Annotated in this window: 14 protein-coding genes; 10 read left to right on the top strand and 4 right to left on the bottom strand. The window is 73.0% G+C overall.

Annotated elements, in window-relative coordinates; translation table 11 throughout:
* The first annotated feature begins 29 nt into the window (after window positions 1–29).
* The 4 genes from AB0424_RS15370 (at window position 30) to AB0424_RS15355 (ending at window position 2,879) form a co-directional block, all read left to right on the top strand.
* Window positions 30–614, top strand: coding sequence for a PaaI family thioesterase (locus AB0424_RS15370; RefSeq protein WP_366305519.1), 585 nt, complete (start codon window positions 30–32; stop codon window positions 612–614).
* The gene (dut, locus tag AB0424_RS15365) at window positions 614–1,126 is read left to right on the top strand and encodes a dUTP diphosphatase (protein WP_366305517.1); all 513 of its coding nucleotides are present in this window, start codon (window positions 614–616) and stop codon (window positions 1,124–1,126) included. The genes AB0424_RS15370 and dut overlap by 1 nt, the downstream gene beginning before the upstream one ends.
* 1 nt (window position 1,127) lies before the next feature.
* Window positions 1,128–1,889, top strand: a complete 762-nt coding sequence (locus AB0424_RS15360) for a DUF3710 domain-containing protein (protein ID WP_366305515.1) — start codon at window positions 1,128–1,130, stop codon at window positions 1,887–1,889.
* 261 nt (window positions 1,890–2,150) lie between these two features.
* Entirely contained in the window at window positions 2,151–2,879 is a 729-nt protein-coding gene (locus AB0424_RS15355) for an ABC transporter ATP-binding protein (protein WP_366305513.1), read from the top strand.
* 171 nt (window positions 2,880–3,050) lie between these two features.
* Here the strand turns inward: AB0424_RS15355 and AB0424_RS15350 are convergent, their stop codons facing one another.
* Entirely contained in the window at window positions 3,051–3,455 is a 405-nt protein-coding gene (locus AB0424_RS15350; RefSeq protein ID WP_366305765.1) for a YciI family protein, read from the bottom strand.
* A gap of 193 nt (window positions 3,456–3,648) precedes the next feature.
* Here AB0424_RS15350 and AB0424_RS15345 point away from each other — a divergent pair, with 193 nt between their 5' ends.
* The 4 genes from AB0424_RS15345 (at window position 3,649) to AB0424_RS15330 (ending at window position 8,159) form a co-directional block, all read left to right on the top strand.
* The gene (locus AB0424_RS15345) at window positions 3,649–6,192 is read left to right on the top strand and encodes a sensor histidine kinase KdpD (protein ID WP_366305512.1); all 2,544 of its coding nucleotides are present in this window, start codon (window positions 3,649–3,651) and stop codon (window positions 6,190–6,192) included.
* A gap of 71 nt (window positions 6,193–6,263) precedes the next feature.
* Complete coding sequence (locus AB0424_RS15340; RefSeq protein WP_366305510.1) at window positions 6,264–6,950, top strand: response regulator; 687 nt, start codon at window positions 6,264–6,266, stop codon at window positions 6,948–6,950.
* 57 nt (window positions 6,951–7,007) lie between these two features.
* Window positions 7,008–7,406 carry an OB-fold nucleic acid binding domain-containing protein gene (locus tag AB0424_RS15335; RefSeq protein ID WP_073906407.1) on the top strand — a complete coding sequence of 133 codons (399 nt, stop codon included), beginning with the start codon at window positions 7,008–7,010 and terminating at the stop codon, window positions 7,404–7,406.
* Window positions 7,407–7,409: 3 nt separating this feature from the next.
* Entirely contained in the window at window positions 7,410–8,159 is a 750-nt protein-coding gene (locus AB0424_RS15330) for a DUF3159 domain-containing protein (RefSeq protein WP_366305509.1), read from the top strand.
* A 103-nt stretch (window positions 8,160–8,262) separates the two neighbouring features.
* On the opposite strand, the gene AB0424_RS15325 is transcribed toward AB0424_RS15330, so the two are convergent.
* A complete protein-coding gene (locus AB0424_RS15325) occupies window positions 8,263–8,943 on the bottom strand; it encodes a TrkA family potassium uptake protein (protein WP_366305507.1) in 681 nt (226 codons plus the stop codon).
* Window positions 8,943–9,611, bottom strand: a complete 669-nt coding sequence (locus AB0424_RS15320) for a TrkA family potassium uptake protein (protein ID WP_366305505.1) — start codon at window positions 9,609–9,611, stop codon at window positions 8,943–8,945. The genes AB0424_RS15325 and AB0424_RS15320 overlap by 1 nt, the downstream gene beginning before the upstream one ends.
* Window positions 9,612–9,845: 234 nt before the next feature.
* On the opposite strand from AB0424_RS15320, the gene AB0424_RS15315 reads away from it, so the two are divergent.
* Window positions 9,846–11,897, top strand: a complete 2,052-nt coding sequence (locus AB0424_RS15315) for an APC family permease (RefSeq protein WP_366305504.1) — start codon at window positions 9,846–9,848, stop codon at window positions 11,895–11,897.
* 60 nt (window positions 11,898–11,957) lie between these two features.
* The gene (locus AB0424_RS15310; protein WP_366305502.1) at window positions 11,958–13,286 is read left to right on the top strand and encodes a TRAM domain-containing protein; all 1,329 of its coding nucleotides are present in this window, start codon (window positions 11,958–11,960) and stop codon (window positions 13,284–13,286) included.
* 123 nt (window positions 13,287–13,409) lie between these two features.
* Here the strand turns inward: AB0424_RS15310 and AB0424_RS15305 are convergent, their stop codons facing one another.
* A complete protein-coding gene (locus tag AB0424_RS15305) occupies window positions 13,410–16,754 on the bottom strand; it encodes an AAA family ATPase (RefSeq protein ID WP_366305500.1) in 3,345 nt (1,114 codons plus the stop codon).
* Window positions 16,755–16,775: the final 21 nt, after the last annotated feature.

Here is a 16,775-nt window from a genome sequence, read left to right as displayed (position 1 = left end):
GCCCATCCGCGCGGGTAAGGTCTGCGCCTGTGACTGCAACATCTGCCGCCCTCACCCCGCCGGCCGACGCCATACCGCCGGTACGCCACCCCGACGCCCCGGCCCCCGGCGAGCTGCTCGGTTCGCACTACGCGTACTGCTTCGGGTGCGGCGGCGGGCAGCCCCACGGCCTCCACCTGGAGGCACGGGCGGGCGCGGACGTGACCGTCACCGCCGAGTTCACGGTGACCCCCGACCACCAGGGCGCCCCCGGCCTCGCGCACGGCGGCGTGCTCGCCACCGCGCTCGACGAGACCCTCGGCTCCCTGAACTGGCTGCTGCGGGTCATCGCCGTGACCGGACGACTGGAGACCGACTTCGTGCGGCCCGTCCCCGTCGGCACCGTCCTCCACCTGGAGGCCGAGGTCACCGCCGTGCACGGCCGCAAGATCTTCTCGACCGCCGTCGGCCGGATCGGCGGGCCCGAGGGCCCCGTCGCCGTCCGCGCCGACGCCCTCTTCGTCGAGGTGAAGGTCGACCACTTCATCGACAACGGCCGCCCGGAGGAGATCCAGGCCGCCATGTCCGACCCCGACCAGGTCAGGCGCGCCCGCGCCTTCGAGGTGAACCCCTGATGCGCAACCCTGTCGACGTACTGATCCGCCGCGTGGACCCGGAGGTGCCGATCCCGGCCTACGGGCATCCCGGCGACGCCGGGGCCGACCTGGTGACCACCGAGGCCGCCGAGCTCGCCCCCGGCGAGCGCGCGGTGCTGCCCACCGGGGTCTCCATCGCCCTGCCGGACGGCTACGCGGCCTTCGTGCACCCGCGCTCCGGTCTCGCGGCCCGCTGCGGAGTGGCACTGGTGAATGCCCCGGGGACGGTGGATGCCGGGTACCGTGGAGAGATCAAGGTGATCGTGGTCAATCTCGACCCGCGCGAGACCGTGCGGTTCGAACGATTCGACAGGATCGCCCAGCTTGTCGTCCAGCAGGTCGAGAAGGTGCGCTTCCACGAGGTGGCGGAGCTTCCCGGCTCGGCGCGGGCCGAGGGGGGCTTCGGGTCCACCGGCGGTCATGCCGCCGTGGACGGCACAACGGGTGGGAATCGATACGCTTCGGTCGTATCCGACCGGGAAGGACAGTGACGTGTTCGGACGTCGCAAGAAGAGCGGTGCCGCCGAGGACGCGGCGGGCGAGGCCGAGCAGGTCGTCGACGCAGTGGACGGCGAGGACGCGGACGCCGCGCCGCGCCGGGTGAACCTTCCGCCGGCGCCCCGGCCCGACGGGCCCTGGGACATCTCCGAGGTGTCCAAGCCCGACGAGGGCCGCGTGGACCTCGGCGGCGTCTTCGTGCCCGGAGTCGAGGGCATGGAGCTGCGGGTCGAGGTGGCCGGTGACGCGATCGTCGCCGCCACCGTCGTGCTGCGCGACAGCGCCGTACAGCTGCAGGCATTCGCCGCCCCCAAGAACGAGGGCATCTGGGGCGAGGTCCGCGACGAGATCGCCACGGGCATCATCCAGCAGGGCGGCGCCATCGACGAGGTCGAGGGTCCGCTGGGCTGGGAGCTTCGGGCCCAGGTCCCCGTACAGCTGCCGGACGGCAATCGCGGTGTACAGCTGGTCCGCTTCGTGGGCGTCGACGGACCCCGCTGGTTCCTGCGCGGAGTGATCTCCGGGCAGGGCGCGGTCCAGCCCGAGGCCGCTGGCCTCCTGGAGCAGATCGTCCGGGACACCGTCGTCGTCCGCGGCGACGGCCCGATGGCCCCCCGCGACCCGATCGTGCTCAAGCTGCCGAACGACGCGCAGATGGTGCCGGACGGCGTCCAGCAGGAGGAGCAGGAGAACTCCCGCTTCTCCGGCGGCATGGGCCAGCTCCAGCGCGGCCCGGAGATCTCCGAGATCCGCTGACCCACAAATCGCCGGCCCGCCCCCACGGACCGGCGTCACCCCAGCACGGCCGGTGGGCCGCCGCCCGTACCTCGCGTACGGGCGGCGGCCCACCGGCCTTTCCGGCCGCCCCGGCGTCGCCGGCCCGCCGTCCTCGCCCCCGGACCCGCGCCGGTTCTCGGCCTGCGGGGTTTTCCACAGGGCCGGCCTCGGGCTCTGGCAGAGGAGGGCGGCCCAGGACCATACTGGCGAACGCACATGTTCGAGGAGGGGGAACACAGGGTGAGTGAGAGCAGCACGGGGTCCGCGACGGCCCTGGCCGAGGACCCGGCCGGCCTGCCGATGGTCCGCGTCGAGGACCTGCGCCGTTCGTACGGGACGGGCGAGGCCGCCGTCCACGCCCTGCGCGGGGTCTCCTTCGACATCCCGCGTGGCGAGCTCGTCGCGCTCAAGGGCCGCTCCGGCTCCGGCAAGACGACCCTGCTCAACCTCGTGGGCGGCCTCGACAGCGCCGACGGAGGCCGCATCGTCATCGACGGCACCGACCTCTCCACGCTCGGCGAGAGCGGTCTCCTGGAGCTGCGCCGCGACCGGATCGGCTTCATCTTCCAGTCCTTCGGACTGCTCCCGATCCTCTCCGCCGCCGAGAACGTGGGCGTCCCCATGCGGCTGCGCAAGGCCGACCCGAGGGAGCGCGAGGAGCGGGTGGCCCTGCTGCTCGGGCTCGTGGGGCTCGCCGACCACGCCGAGCAGCGGCCCGGGGAGCTCTCCGGCGGCCAGCAGCAGCGCGTCGCCATCGCCCGCGCCCTCGCCAACAAGCCCGCGCTGCTCATAGCCGACGAGCCGACGGGCCAGCTGGACGCCGAGACCGGCCTCGCCGTCATGCAGCTGCTCCGCGCCGTCGTCCGCAGCGAGGGCTGCACGGCCCTGGTCGCCACCCACGACCCCCAGCTCCTCGGCCTGGCCGACCGGGTCCTGGAGCTCAGCGACGGCGAGATCATCGAGCACTGAGCCACGGGAGCGGGGCACGGAGCAGCGGGGCGGGACGGGGAGCCGCGGGGCGGGGCCGGCGCCGCTGCCGCTCGGCTTGGCCGCCCAGCCCGCCTGCCCGGCCGCTCAGCCCGTCTGCTCGGCCGCCCGGCCGCCCAGCCCCGCCCCCGCGCCCCCGCCCGGCCCGTCGGCTCAGCTGCGGGCGTCCGCCGTCTCCGGGGGCGCGGACATGACCTCGCGTACCTCGATGGGCATGTTGACCGGGGCCCCGCCGGGGCCGGGCGCCGCCGACACCTCGGCCGCGATCGCCACGGCGCGCTCCTGCGAGGGCACCTCGACGATCCACCAGCCGGCCAGGAACTCCTTCGTCTCGGCGAAGGGCCCGTCGGTCACCAGGGCCGAGCCGTCCGCCGCCGCCCGCACGATCCGCGCCGTCTCCGGCATGGCGAGCCCCTGCGCGTCGACCAGCTCGCCCGCCGCCGCCAGCTTCTCGTTCGTGGTCCGCATGAACGCGATGTGCGCGCGGATCTCCTCCGGCTCCCACTCCCCGATCGAGGGGACGTCGAGGCTCTGCGCGTTGAACTGCATCAGCAGCATGTACTTCACGGGGGGCTCCTCGGTGTGCGTCGCGTCCCGGGCGGTGCCGGGGCTGTTGTCACGGTGAGGTCGGAGCCGGTCCGGGGTTCTCGACATCGCGGTCCGGCGGTTCGACATCAGAATCACGTCAATACCGCACCGGGGCATCTCCCCGCGTACGGAATGTCCGATTGGCTGGACGTATGGTCGAGCCATGGGACGCGGCAAGCTTCGGATCTACCTCGGCGCTGCGCCGGGCGTCGGCAAGACCTACGCGATGCTCTCCGAGGGGCACCGGCGGGTCGAGCGCGGCACGGACTGCGTCGTGGCCTTCGTGGAGCACCACGGACGGCCGCGCACGGAGGTCATGCTGCACGGCCTGGAGCAGGTTCCGCGCCGCACCCTGGACTACCGGGGGACCGCCTTCACCGAGATGGACGTCGACGCCGTCCTGGCCCGCCGTCCGGCCGTCGCCCTCGTCGACGAGCTCGCCCACACGAACGTGCCGGGCTCCCGGAACCCCAAACGGTGGCAGGACGTCGCCGAGCTCCTCGCCGCCGGCATCGACGTGGTCTCGACGGTCAACATCCAGCACCTGGAGTCGCTCGGCGACGTCGTCGAGTCGATCACCGGGGTGCGCCAGCGGGAGACCGTCCCCGACGAGGTCGTGCGCAGGGCCGACCAGATCGAACTGGTCGACATGAGCCCGGAGGCCCTGCGGCGCCGGATGGCCCACGGCAACGTCTACACCTCGGACAAGGTCGACGCGGCCCTGTCCAACTACTTCCGCCCCGGCAACCTCACCGCCCTGCGCGAGCTGGCCCTGCTGTGGACGGCCGACCGCGTCGACGAGTACCTCCAGCAGTACCGGGGCGAGCACAACATCCGCTCCACCTGGCAGGCCCGCGAGCGGATCGTCGTCGGCCTGACCGGCGGACCCGAGGGCCGCACCCTGATACGCCGGGCCACCCGCCTCGCGGAGAAGGGCGCCGGCGGCGAGGTGCTCGCCGTCTACATAGCCCGCAGCGACGGACTCACCGCGGCCTCGCCGAAGGAGCTGGCCGTCCAGCGCACCCTGGTCGAGGACCTCGGCGGCACGTTCCACCACGTCATCGGCGACGACATCCCCTCGGCCCTCCTGGAGTTCGCCCGCGGGGTCAACGCCACGCAGATCGTCCTCGGCTCCAGCCGCCGCCGCACCTGGCAGTACATGCTCGGCCCCGGAGTCGGCCAGACCGTCGCCCGGGACTCCGGTCCCGACCTCGACGTCCACATCGTCACCCACGGCGAGGTCGCCAAGGGGCGCGGGCTCCCGGTCGCGCGCGGCGCCCGCCTCGGCCGCTCCCGCATCCTCGGCGGCTGGATCGTCGGCGTCGCGGGCCCCGCCGCCCTCGCGCTGCTCCTCACCCATGTCGACGCCGACCTCGGGCTCGCCAACGACATGCTGCTCTTCCTCGCCCTGACGGTCTCCGCGGCGCTCCTCGGCGGCTTCGCGCCGGCGCTCGCGTCGGCCGTCGCCGGCTCCCTCCTCCTCAACTGGTTCTTCACCCCGCCCATCCACCGGCTGACCGTCGCCGACCCCAAGAACATCGTCGCCATCGCCGTCTTCCTCGGCGTCGCGATGGCGGTCGCCTCGGTCGTCGACCTGGCCGCCCGCCGCACCCACCAGGCCGCCCGGCTGCGCGCCGAGTCCGAAGTGCTCTCCTATCTCGCCGGCAGCGTGCTGCGCGGCGAGACCAGCCTGGACGCCCTCCTCGAACGGGTCCGCGAGACCTTCTCCATGGAGTCGGTGGCCCTCCTGGAGCGCGCGGACGACATCGAGCCGTGGACCAGGGCCGCGAGCGTGGGCCCCCACCCGGCCGCCCGGCCGGAGGACGCCGACGTCGACATGCCGGTCGGCGACCACCTGGCCCTCGCCCTGTCGGGCCGGGTACTGCCCGCGGAGGACCGCCGGGTGCTCGGCGCCTTCGCCGCCCAGGCCGCGGTCGTCCTCGACCGGCAGCGGCTGGTGGGCGAGGCGGAGGAGGCCAGGAAGCAGGCAGAGGGCAACAAGATCCGCACGTCCCTGCTCGCCGCCGTCAGCCACGACCTGCGGACGCCCCTCGCGAGCATCAAGGCGTCCGTCTCCTCGCTCCGCTCCGACGACGTCGAATGGTCGGAGGAGGACCGGGCCGAGCTCCTGGAGGGCATCGAGGCCGGCGCCGACCGCCTCGACCACCTCGTCGGCAACCTCCTCGACATGTCCCGGCTCCAGACCGGCACGGTCACCCCGCTGATCCGGACCGTCGACCTCGACGAGGTGGTCCCGATGGCCCTCGGGGGCGTACCGGACGGCAGCGCCGAGCTGGACATCCCCGAGTCCCTGCCCATGGTCGACGTCGACAAGGGCCTCCTGGAGCGGGCGGTCGCCAACATCGTCGAGAACGCCGTGAAGTACAGCCCCGAGGGCGTGCCGGTCGCCGTCGCCGCCAGCACGCTGGGGGACCGGGTCGAACTGCGGGTCGTCGACCGCGGCCCCGGCGTGCCCGACGAGGCCAAGGACGGCATCTTCGAGCCCTTCCAGCGCTTCGGCGACGCCCCGCGCGGTTCCGGCGTCGGCCTCGGGCTCGCGGTGGCCCGCGGCTTCGTGGAGTCCATGGGCGGGACCCTCGGCGCCGAGGACACCCCCGGCGGCGGACTGACCATGGTCCTCACCCTCCGGGCCGCCCCCGGCGGGCCCGTACCGCCCGCCGACCTCCCGGCCCACGCCGTGACCTGACCCGGGGTCCGGCCGGCGCCGGGCACACGACAGCTTCCCGCAGCACCTCCAGCAGAAAGTAGGCCCCCTCCATGACCCGGGTCCTCGTGGTCGACGACGAGCCGCAGATCGTCCGCGCCCTGGTGATCAACCTCAAGGCGCGGAAGTACGAGGTCGACGCCGCACCCGACGGCGCCACCGCCCTCCGGCTCGCCGCCGAACGCCACCCCGACGTCGTCGTCCTCGACCTCGGCCTGCCGGACATGGACGGCGTCGAGGTCATCAGGGGCCTGCGCGGCTGGACGAGGGTGCCGATCCTGGTCCTCTCGGCCCGCCAGACCTCCGACGAGAAGGTCGAGGCGCTCGACGCCGGCGCCGACGACTACGTCACCAAGCCCTTCGGCATGGACGAGCTGCTCGCCCGGCTGCGCGCCGCCGTGCGCCGGGCCGAACCGGTCGGCGGCGCCGAGGACGGGGTCGTCGTGGTCGAGGCCGAGGGCTTCACCGTCGACCTGGCGGCGAAGAAGGTCCACCGCGAGGGGCGCGACGTCCGGCTCACCCCCACCGAGTGGCACCTCCTGGAGGTCCTCGTCCGCAACAGCGGCCGCCTGGTCAGCCAGAAGCAGCTCCTCCAGGAGGTCTGGGGACCCTCGTACGGCACCGAGACCAACTACCTCCGCGTGTACATGGCCCAGCTGCGCCGCAAGCTGGAGACCGACCCCTCGCACCCGCGCCACTTCGTCACCGAACCGGGCATGGGGTACCGCTTCGAACGCTGAACGGAGCGGCCGTCAGGGCCCGGTCCCGGTGGGAGCGGCGGCCGGTACGCTTTCTGTATGAGTGCTGCACCGCGTACAGAGAAGCCGGCCGGTAGGTTCCGCCGGATGCTCGACCGGCTCTCCTCCTCCCCGGAGGACCTGGAGTCGGAGGAGCTCCAGGAGGACGCCGAAGCCTCGGGGTGCACACGGATCTGCGACTGCTCCGACCGCCAGATAGTCAAGGTGACTGGTACCTTGCGCACGGTCACGCTGCGTCCCCGCGCCGGTGTGCCCGCGCTGGAGGCCGAACTCTTCGACGGCACGGCACCGCTCGACGTCGTGTGGCTCGGTCGGCGCTCCATCGTGGGCATCGAACCGGGCCGCAAGCTGATCGCCTCCGGCCGCATCTCCATGAGCCACGGCCGGCGGGTCCTCTTCAACCCCAAATACGAGCTCCGACCGCTCGGACAGGAGTAGCCGGTGACGTCCCTCGACAAGCCGACCGCGGACCGCTCGACCCCGGACCAGGACGCCCAGGCCGACAAGGCGGTGACCGAGGCCGCGCTCTTCGAAGCCTTCGGCGGTCTTCGCGGCATGATCGAGACGGTCGTGCCCGGCCTGCTGTTCGTCACGATCTTCACGATCAACAAGGACCTGCACGTCTCGGCGATCGCCGCGCTCGCGGTCTCCCTGGTCCTGGTCGCCGTCCGGCTCATCCGCCGCGACACCGTCAAGCACGCCTTCAGCGGCGTCTTCGGGGTCGCCTTCGGCGTCGTCTTCGCGATGATGACGGGCAACGCCAAGGACTTCTACCTGCCCGGCATGCTGTACACCCTGGGCCTCGCCCTGGCGTACATCGTCACCGCACTCGCCGGCGTGCCCCTGATCGGCCTGATCCTCGGCCCGGTCTTCAAGGAGAACCTCTCCTGGCGCACCCGCAACCCCGGCCGCAAGAAGGCGTACACGAAGGCCAGCTGGGCCTGGGGCCTCATCCTGCTCGGCAAGTGCGCGATCCTCTTCCCGATGTACTGGTGGGCCGACACCACCAAGTTCGGCTGGGTCCTCGTCGCCCTGAAGATCCCGCCGTTCCTGCTCGCCGTCTACCTCACCTGGGTGTTCCTCGCGAAGGCCCCGGCCCCGATCGACGTCTTCGCCGAGATGGAGGCCGAGGAGCGCGCCGAGAAGGAGCGCAAGGCGGCCGCCGCCGCGCAGACCCACCCCGAGTCCTGAGCACGGAGAGCGACCCCGGCGGCAGCGCGCGTACGGGGAAGGGCCCGGACCTGTTCACCAGGTCCGGGCCCTTCCCCGTACGCCGTCCGCGGTCCGCCCCGCGTCAGGACTCCGCGTCGGCGTCGCGGCGGACCTGCAGCAGGTCCTCCAGCTGCTCCTCGCGGGCCTGCGCGGCCACGAACAGCAGCTCGTCGCCGGCCTCCAGGGTCTCCTCGGGGCTCGGCGTCAGCACCCGCGAACCGCGGATGATCGTCACCAGCGAGGTGTCCTGCGGCCAGGCCACGTCGCCCACGGAGGTGCCGGCGACCGCCGACTCCGGCGGCAGCGTCAGCTCGACCAGGTTGGCGTCGCCGTGGCTGAAGCGGAGCAGCCGGACCAGGTCGCCGACGCTCACCGCCTCCTCCACCAGCGCCGACATCAGGCGCGGCGTCGAGACGGCGACGTCCACGCCCCACGCCTCGTTGAACAGCCACTCGTTCTTCGGGTTGTTCACCCGGGCGACCACCCGCGGCACGCCGTACTCGGTCTTGGCGAGCAGCGAGACGACCAGGTTCACCTTGTCGTCGCCGGTCGCCGCGATCACCACGTTGCAGCGCTGGAGCGCCGCCTCGTCGAGCGAGGTGATCTCACAGGCGTCCGCCAGCAGCCACTCCGCCTGCGGCACCCGCTCCACCGAGATGGCGGTCGGCGCCTTGTCGATGAGCAGGACCTCGTGCCCGTTCTCCAGCAGCTCGCCCGCGATGGAACGGCCCACCGCACCCGCGCCCGCAATAGCGACACGCATCAGTGACCGCCCTCCTCGGGACCCTCGGCGAAGGCCCCCTCGACCTTCGCGATCTCGTCCGTACGCATCATCACGTGCACCAGGTCACCTTCCTGGAGCACCGTCTGCGAGGTGGGCAGGATCGCCTCTCCCAGCCGCGTGAGGAAGGCGACACGGACGCCGGTCTCCTCCTGGAGCCGGCTCACCTTGTGACCGATCCACGCGGGGGAGGTGTGCACCTCCGCGAGCTGCACGGCACCGCTCGGGTCGCGCCACAGCGGCTCCGCGCCGGAGGGCAGCAGCCGCCGCAGCATCTGGTCGGCGGTCCAGCGGACCGTCGCGACCGTCGGGATCCCCAGGCGCTGGTAGACCTCGGCACGGCGCGGGTCGTAGATCCGCGCCGCCACGTTCTCGATGCCGAACATCTCGCGCGCGACCCGCGCCGCGATGATGTTCGAGTTGTCGCCGCTGCTCACCGCGGCGAAGGCGCCGGCCTCCTCGATCCCCGCCTCACGCAGCGTGTCCTGGTCGAAGCCCACGCCGGTGACCCGTCGACCGCCGAAACCCGACCCCAGGCGACGGAAGGCCGTCGGGTCCTGGTCCACGACCGCGACGGTGTGCCCCTGCTGTTCGAGGGTCTGCGCGAGAGCGGCTCCCACTCGCCCGCAGCCCATGATGACGATGTGCACGTCCCCTTACCCCGCACTCCTGATCGCCTTGCTGACCTGCGAAAACACCCTGCTCACAACTTTCCTCGCCCGATGCGCCCGGGCCGCGGCCGGCTAACCCCTGCCGGGTTGCCCGGTCCGAGCTTATGCGGCAACGCTGGCCGGGACCGCATCCGAGGTGGTACTGAGGGAGATTCGGTGCCGATCGGGGGTGCCGGTGCGCGTGGCTCTTTTCGAACGCTTACGATCCTCTCCGTGTCCAAACTGACCGACGTGCCCAAACGGATCCTGATCGGGCGGGCCCTGCGCAGCGACAAGCTGGGAGAGACCCTTCTCTCGAAGCGGATCGCCCTCCCCGTCTTCGCCTCCGACCCGCTGTCCTCGGTGGCGTACGCGCCCGGCGAGGTGCTGCTCGTCCTCTCCGTCGCCGGACTGTCGGCCTACCACTTCAGCCCGTGGATCGCGCTCGCGGTCGTCGTGCTGATGTTCACGGTCGTCGCGTCCTACCGGCAGAACGTGCACGCGTACCCCAGCGGCGGCGGCGACTACGAGGTCGCCACCACCAACCTCGGGCCGAAGGCCGGACTCACCGTCGCGAGCGCCCTGCTCGTCGACTACGTCCTGACCGTCGCCGTGTCGATCTCCTCGGGCATCGAGAACCTCGGCTCCGCGATCCCCTTCGTCGTCGAGCACAAGGTGGCCTGCGCGGTCGGCGTGATCGTGCTGCTCACCGTGATGAACCTGCGCGGGGTGAAGGAGTCGGGCTCCCTCTTCGCGATCCCGACGTACGTCTTCGTCGCCGGGGTCTTCATCATGATCCTCTGGGGCGCGTACCGCGGCATCGTCCTCGACGACACCATGCGGGCGCCCACCGCCGACTTCGAGATCAAGCCCGAACACCAGGGCCTGGCCGGCTTCGCGCTCGTCTTCCTGCTGCTGCGCGCGTTCTCCTCCGGCTGTGCCGCCCTCACCGGCGTCGAGGCCATCTCCAACGGCGTCCCGGCCTTCCGCAAGCCGAAGTCGAAGAACGCCGCCACCACCCTCGCCCTCATGGGCGGCCTGGCCGTCACCATGTTCTGCGGCATCATCTTCCTCGCCATGGCCACCGACGTGCGCATGGCCGAGAAGCCCGCCGAGGACCTCCTGAACAACGGCGTCCCGGTCGGCCCGGGCTACGTCCAGGACCCGGTCATCTCGCAGGTCGCGGCCGCCGTCTTCGGCGACGGCACGTTCTTCTTCGTCGTCCTCGCCGCCGCCACCGCGCTCGTCCTCTTCCTGGCCGCCAACACCGCGTACAACGGCTTCCCGCTCCTCGGCTCGATCCTCGCCCAGGACCGCTACCTGCCGCGCCAGCTGCACACCCGCGGCGACCGCCTCGCCTTCTCCAACGGCATCGTGCTCCTCGCCGGCGCCGCCGCCCTCCTCGTGTGGGTCTACGGAGCCGACTCGACCCGGCTGATCCAGCTGTACATCGTCGGCGTCTTCGTCTCCTTCACCCTCAGCCAGATCGGCATGGTCCGGCACTGGAACCGGCACCTGAAGAGCGAGCGCGCGCCCGCCAAGCGCCGCCACATGATCCGCTCCCGCGCGATCAACACCTTCGGCGCCTTCTTCACCGGCCTCGTCCTCGTCGTCGTCCTCGCCACCAAGTTCACCCACGGCGCCTGGGTCGCCCTGCTCGGCATGGTGATCTTCTACGGCACGATGACCGCGATCCGCCGGCACTACGACTCGGTCGCCGCCGAGATCGCCGCCGCCGAGGAGCGCCCCGACGAGTACGTCCGCCCCTCCCGGGTCCGCTCCATCGTCCTCGTCTCCAAGCTCCACAAGCCCACCCTGCGCGCCCTGGCCTACGCCAAGCTCATGCACGCCGGCGAGCTGGAGGCGCTGACCGTCAACGTCGACCCCGTCGAGACGAAGGCGCTCAAGGAGGAGTGGGAGCGGCGCAGCATCAACGTGCCGCTCAAGATCCTCGACTCGCCGTACCGCGAGATCACCCGGCCGGTGATCGAGTACGTCAAGAGCATCCGCCGCGAGAGCCCCCGCGACGCCGTCTCCGTCTACATCCCCGAGTACGTCGTCGGCCACTGGTACGAGCACCTGCTCCACAACCAGAGCGCCCTGCGGCTCAAGGGCCGGCTGCTCTTCACCCCCGGCGTCATGGTGACCTCGGTCCCCTACCAGCTCCAGTCCTCCGAAGCCGCCAAGAAGCGGGCCCGCAGGCGCCAGGAGTGGAACGCGCCCGGATCGGTCCGTCGCGGACCCGTCGAGAAGCGCCAGAAGGAACCGGCCTCGAAGAACAACTAGACTGGTGGGCTGCCGTGCACACGGCAGCCCACTGTTACTTCCCCTTGGAGACCCCCCGCCATGCAGAACACCCCTGTTTCGTCGTTGGTCGGGGAGGAGTACGAGGTGGAGGTCGGTCCGGTGGCCCACGGCGGCCACTGCATCGCCCGCACCGAGGAGGGCCGCGTCCTCTTCGTCCGCCACGCACTGCCCGGCGAGAGGATCATCGCCCGCGTCACCGAGGGCGAGGAGACCTCCCGCTTCCTGCGCGCCGACGCCGTCACCGTCCTCGACCCCTCCAAGGACCGTGTCGAGGCCCCCTGCCCCTTCGCCGGCCCCGGCAAGTGCGGCGGCTGCGACTGGCAGCACGCCAAGCCCGGCGCCCAGCGCCGCCTCAAGGGCGAGGTCATCGCCGAGCAGCTCCTCCGCCTCGCCGGCCTCACCCCCGAGCAGGCCGGCTGGGACGGCACCGTCATGCCCGCCGAGGGCGACAAGCTCCCCTCCGGCGAGGTCCCGCAGTGGCGCACCCGCGTCCAGTACGCGATCGACGCCGAGGGCCACGCGGGCCTGCGCAAGCACCGCTCGCACGAGGTCGAGGTCATCGACCACTGCATGATCGCCGCCGAGGGCGTCTCCGAGCTCGGCATCGAGAAGCGGACCTGGGAGGGCATGGCCTCCGTCGAGGCGATCGCCGCCTCCGGCTCCCACGACCGCCAGGTCGTCCTCACCCCGCGCCCCGGCGCCCGCCTCCCGCTCGTCGAGCTCGACAAGCCCGTCTCCGTCCTGCGCGTCGGCGAGAAGGACGGTGGCGTCCACCGCGTCCACGGCCGCGCCTTCGTCCGCGAGCGCGCCGACGAGCGCACCCACCGCGTCGGCAACGGCGGCTTCTGGCAGGTCCACCCGAAGGCCGCCGACACCCTCATGAAGGCCGTCATGCAGGGCCTCCTCCCGCGCAAGGGCGACACCGCCCTCGACCTCTACTGCGGCGTCGGCCTCTTCGCCGGCGCCCTCGCCGACCGCGTCGGCGAGCAGGGCGCCGTCCTCGGCATCGAGTCCGGCAAGCGCGCCGTCGAGGACGCCCGCCACAACCTCGCCGGCTTCCCCCGCGTCCGCGTCGAACAGGGCAAGGTCGAGTCCGTCCTGCCCCGCACCGGCATCACCGAGGTCGACCTCATCGTCCTCGACCCCCCGCGCGCCGGCGCCGGCCAGCAGACCGTCCACCACCTCGCCAACCTCGGCGCCCGCCGCATCGCCTACGTCGCCTGCGACCCCGCCGCCCTCGCCCGCGACCTCTCCTACTTCTCCGCCCGCGGCTACAAGGTCCGCACCCTCCGCGCCTTCGACCTCTTCCCGATGACGCACCACGTGGAGTGCGTGGCGATCCTGGAACCGGCTGCAAAGAACAGCTGACCTGGTGTTTCTCTGAGCGTGCGTCAGGGGCGTCACGTGCGTCGGGTGCGATGTCTCGACGCACGTGACGCACGTGTGACGCACGGACGGCGCGGTTTCTGATGGGTCGCCAGGGGGGGGCGGTCAGTCCTGTGAGGCATCGCCGAGCAGGTCCCGTGCCCACGCCGCCCGTCGTGTTCCCGCCGGATACGGCAGGGCGTCGGCCGATGCCACGGCCCGGGTCAGCTCCTTGGTGCCCTCCGGTGTCCTGCCGAGCCGGTGGAGGGCCGTGCCCAGGGCGATGCGCGCCTCGACCTCGGCGAGCCGTTCGCCCGTGCGCTCGGCTCGCGCCGCCTCGGCCCGCGCCAGTCGCATCGCGATGTCGGGGCGCCCCGACATGAGTTCCGCCCAGGCCACCAGGACCGGGGCGTCGTCGGCGTGGCCGTCCAGGGCCCGCAGCGCCTCGTCCGGGCGGCGCGCGTACAGCGCCAGTTCGGCACGTGCCGTGCGCACCTCGTGCCCCGCCTGCCGGTCCCCGAGCGCGGTGGCGACCACCTCGGCGTGGTGCACCACGGCCGCCGACGTCGCCGCCTCGCCCTGGAACCCCCGCACGCGCGCCATCGTCGCGAGGGCGTGTGGAAGGCACCAGGCGTCGTACGCCTCCGCGCCCGACACGGCCTGCTCGGCCAGGGCCCGGGCCGACTCGGGTTCTTCGAGCAGGAGACGGAGCTCCGCGAGGTTCGCCCGCTCGAAGGCGGCGGAGACCGGGTCGCCGGACTGTTCGGCCAGGGCGAGTGCCCGGCTTCCGATCTGGACGGCCTCGCGCAGGCGGCCGGAGCGCCGCGCGTTCTCGCGCAGGGTCGACAGGACCGAGCCGAGCAGCGTCGGATCCCCGTACGCCTCGGCCGGTGCCAGCGCCTGGTCACCGGCCTCGCGTGCCTGGTCGAGGCGTCCGGCGAGGCCGAGACTGGCGGCCTGGAGGGCGAAGGCGCGGGCCGTCAGCCCCTGCCCCCGTGTCCCCGGGACCTTCCGCGCGGCCGTCAGGGCGTGCCGGGCGGCCTCCGCTCCGGCCGCGTACCGTCCCTGGGTGCAGCGGACGACCGCCAGGGCGAGGCAGTGGCCGGCCGCCGGTTCCGGCGAGGTGTCGGCGGTCACCGGGTGCTCGCGCAGCGTCCGGCGGGCGGCGCCGGGGGCCCGGGTCTTGGCGAGGGCCTCGGCGAGCAGGGCCGCGGCGAGGACCGTGTCGTCGTGGTCGCCGCGGCGCTCGAACTCGGTCAGGGCGAGCCGGAGGGCTCCGGCGGCCTCCTCGAAGTGGCCCATCCTGCGCAGGACGTGGCTGTGCGCGAGCCGTGCGCGGGCGGCGTCGACGTCGAGGCGGGCGACGAGGTCGCGGTAGTAGCGGTCGGCGGTGTCGTTGGCGTACAGCGCGGCGGCGCGTTCGGCGGCGCGGCGCAGGTAGGCGGCCGCGCGCGGGTCGTCCGCACGTGCGAAGTGCGAGGCGAGGGCGTCGACGGCATCCGGCCGCCGGCGCAGGACCGCCTGGGCGAAGGCGGTGTGCAGCCGTCGGCGGCGGACCGCGGACAGCTGTTCGTAGCAGGTGAGGCGGACGAGGGGATGGCGGAAGGCCACCCCCGCCTCGGGGCGTCCGGCCATGACCACCTGCCGTTCCTCGACGAGCGAGGCGGCGATGGCGCGCTCCAGGGCGTCGGTGGCGGCGGCGCCGGACACCGGGGGGTGCAGCGCGTGTGCGGCGACGTCGAGCAGCTCGGTCAGCGCGGCCTCCCCGCCTGCCACGGAGAGCGCCTCGACGACCCGGCGCGTGTCCGCGTCGAGCCGGAGGAGCCGGTCGGCGACCAGTTCCCGCACGCTGTCGGGGGCAACGTTGTCAGACGGTCCGTCGTAGGGCAGACCGCGGGCGAGTTCGAGGGCGAACAGGGGGTTGCCGAGGGAGAGTTCCCACACCCGGTGGGCCCGTTCGTCGCCGGGGACGTGGGCGGTCGCGTCGCGCACCACCGCCAGGCACGCCTCCTTGCCGAGCCGCCCCAGTTCCTCGCGCGCGGAGAGCCGCTGGCGCGTGAGCGAGGCCATGACCGAGCGGCGCGCGTCGCCTTCGGGGAGTTCCTCCTCCCGGTACGTCACCAGGAACCGCAGCGCCGTTCCGCGTTCCGCCGCCCGCCGGGCGAGATGGCCGAGGAGTTGGTACGAGCCGGTGTCGGCGGCGTGCAGGTCGTCGAGGACGACCAGCACCGGGCGGACCGCGGCCAGGTCGCCGAGCAGGGCGGTGCTCGCCCGGAACAGCCGGTCCCGCTCCTCCTCCGGGCTCCGCTCGTCCTCCGCCCGGAGACGCCCCAGCGACGGCAGGAACGCCGCCAGCTCGGGGTACTCGGCGCCGACCCGGGCGCGCTCCGCGGCGTTCCACTCGGCCAGCCAGCCGTCCAGGGCCTCGGCGAACGCCCCGTACGGCGTGTGTCCCTCCGCGTCGTGTCCACCGCCCCACAGCACGGCCGTGCCGGACCGCGCGGCCCGCCGCGCCGCCTCGCGGGCCAGGCTGGTCTTGCCGACGCCGGCCTCGCCGGTGAGCAGTGTCACCGGTGGCCCGGCGGCCGAGAGCAGCCGCGCCAGCACCTCGTCGCGGCCCCGCAGCGGTGCCGCGGCGGGGGCCCGCAGGGGCGCGGGCAGGGACGGCGCGGACAGGGCGGGCGCGGGCGCGTCGGTGAGTGCCAGCCGGTGCAGCCGTTCCGTCTCGGGCCTCGGCCGCACTCCCAGCTCCGTGTCGAGCGCCTCGCGGCACAGGTGGTACTGGCGCACCGCGAGCCTGCGCAGCCCGCGGCGCAGGAACGACTCCATCAGGATCCGGTGGGCGGCCTCCTCGGCCGGGTTCGCCGCGAGCACCCGTTCGACGGTGGCGGCCGCCTCCTGATGCTCGTCCGCCGCGAGCTGGGCCGTCGCGAGCGCGAGCAGCACCAGTTCCCCGAGCCCCACGAGCCGGTCGCGGCGGGCCGCTGCCCACTGCGCGTAGCGGTCCTCCGGCAGCAGCTCGCCGGTGAAGTGCCGTGCCGCGTCGGCCAGCGCGGAGATGTCCCCGGCGGCGAGCGCGGCGAGTGCCGTCTCCTCCGCGTGATCGGCGTCGATCCATACGGTCCGGGGATCGAGCAGCAGCAGTGAGCCGTCGGATACCAGGTACGACGAAGCGGTGCGGGGAGCCAGCTCCGGTTCCAGCGCGTGGCGTGCGGCGTGCAGGGCGACCCGCAGGCTGCGCAGCCCGGCCTGCGGATCGGCGTCGGGCCAGCAGATGTCCACGGCCTGATCGCGGTGCAGGCGGTGGCCGGGTGTCACGGCGAGCAGCTTGACCAGGGCGCGGGCGCCGGGCCGCGGCCAGCGTTCGGCGAGGGCGGGGCCGTGGTCACGTGTGGCGTGAAAACCGCCGAAAAGGTGCAGACGGAGTAGTGGAGCGGCAGATTCCGGCCGGTTCGTCTGCTGCTCGCTCATGTGGGCGCCACTGTAACCGAG

It is taken from the genome of Streptomyces sp. NPDC051180 (assembly GCF_040689545.1).
GTDB lineage: Bacteria > Actinomycetota > Actinomycetes > Streptomycetales > Streptomycetaceae > Streptomyces.
Note: the sequence above shows the minus strand (reverse complement) of the source record. Positions and strands in the feature narration are given on the sequence as shown.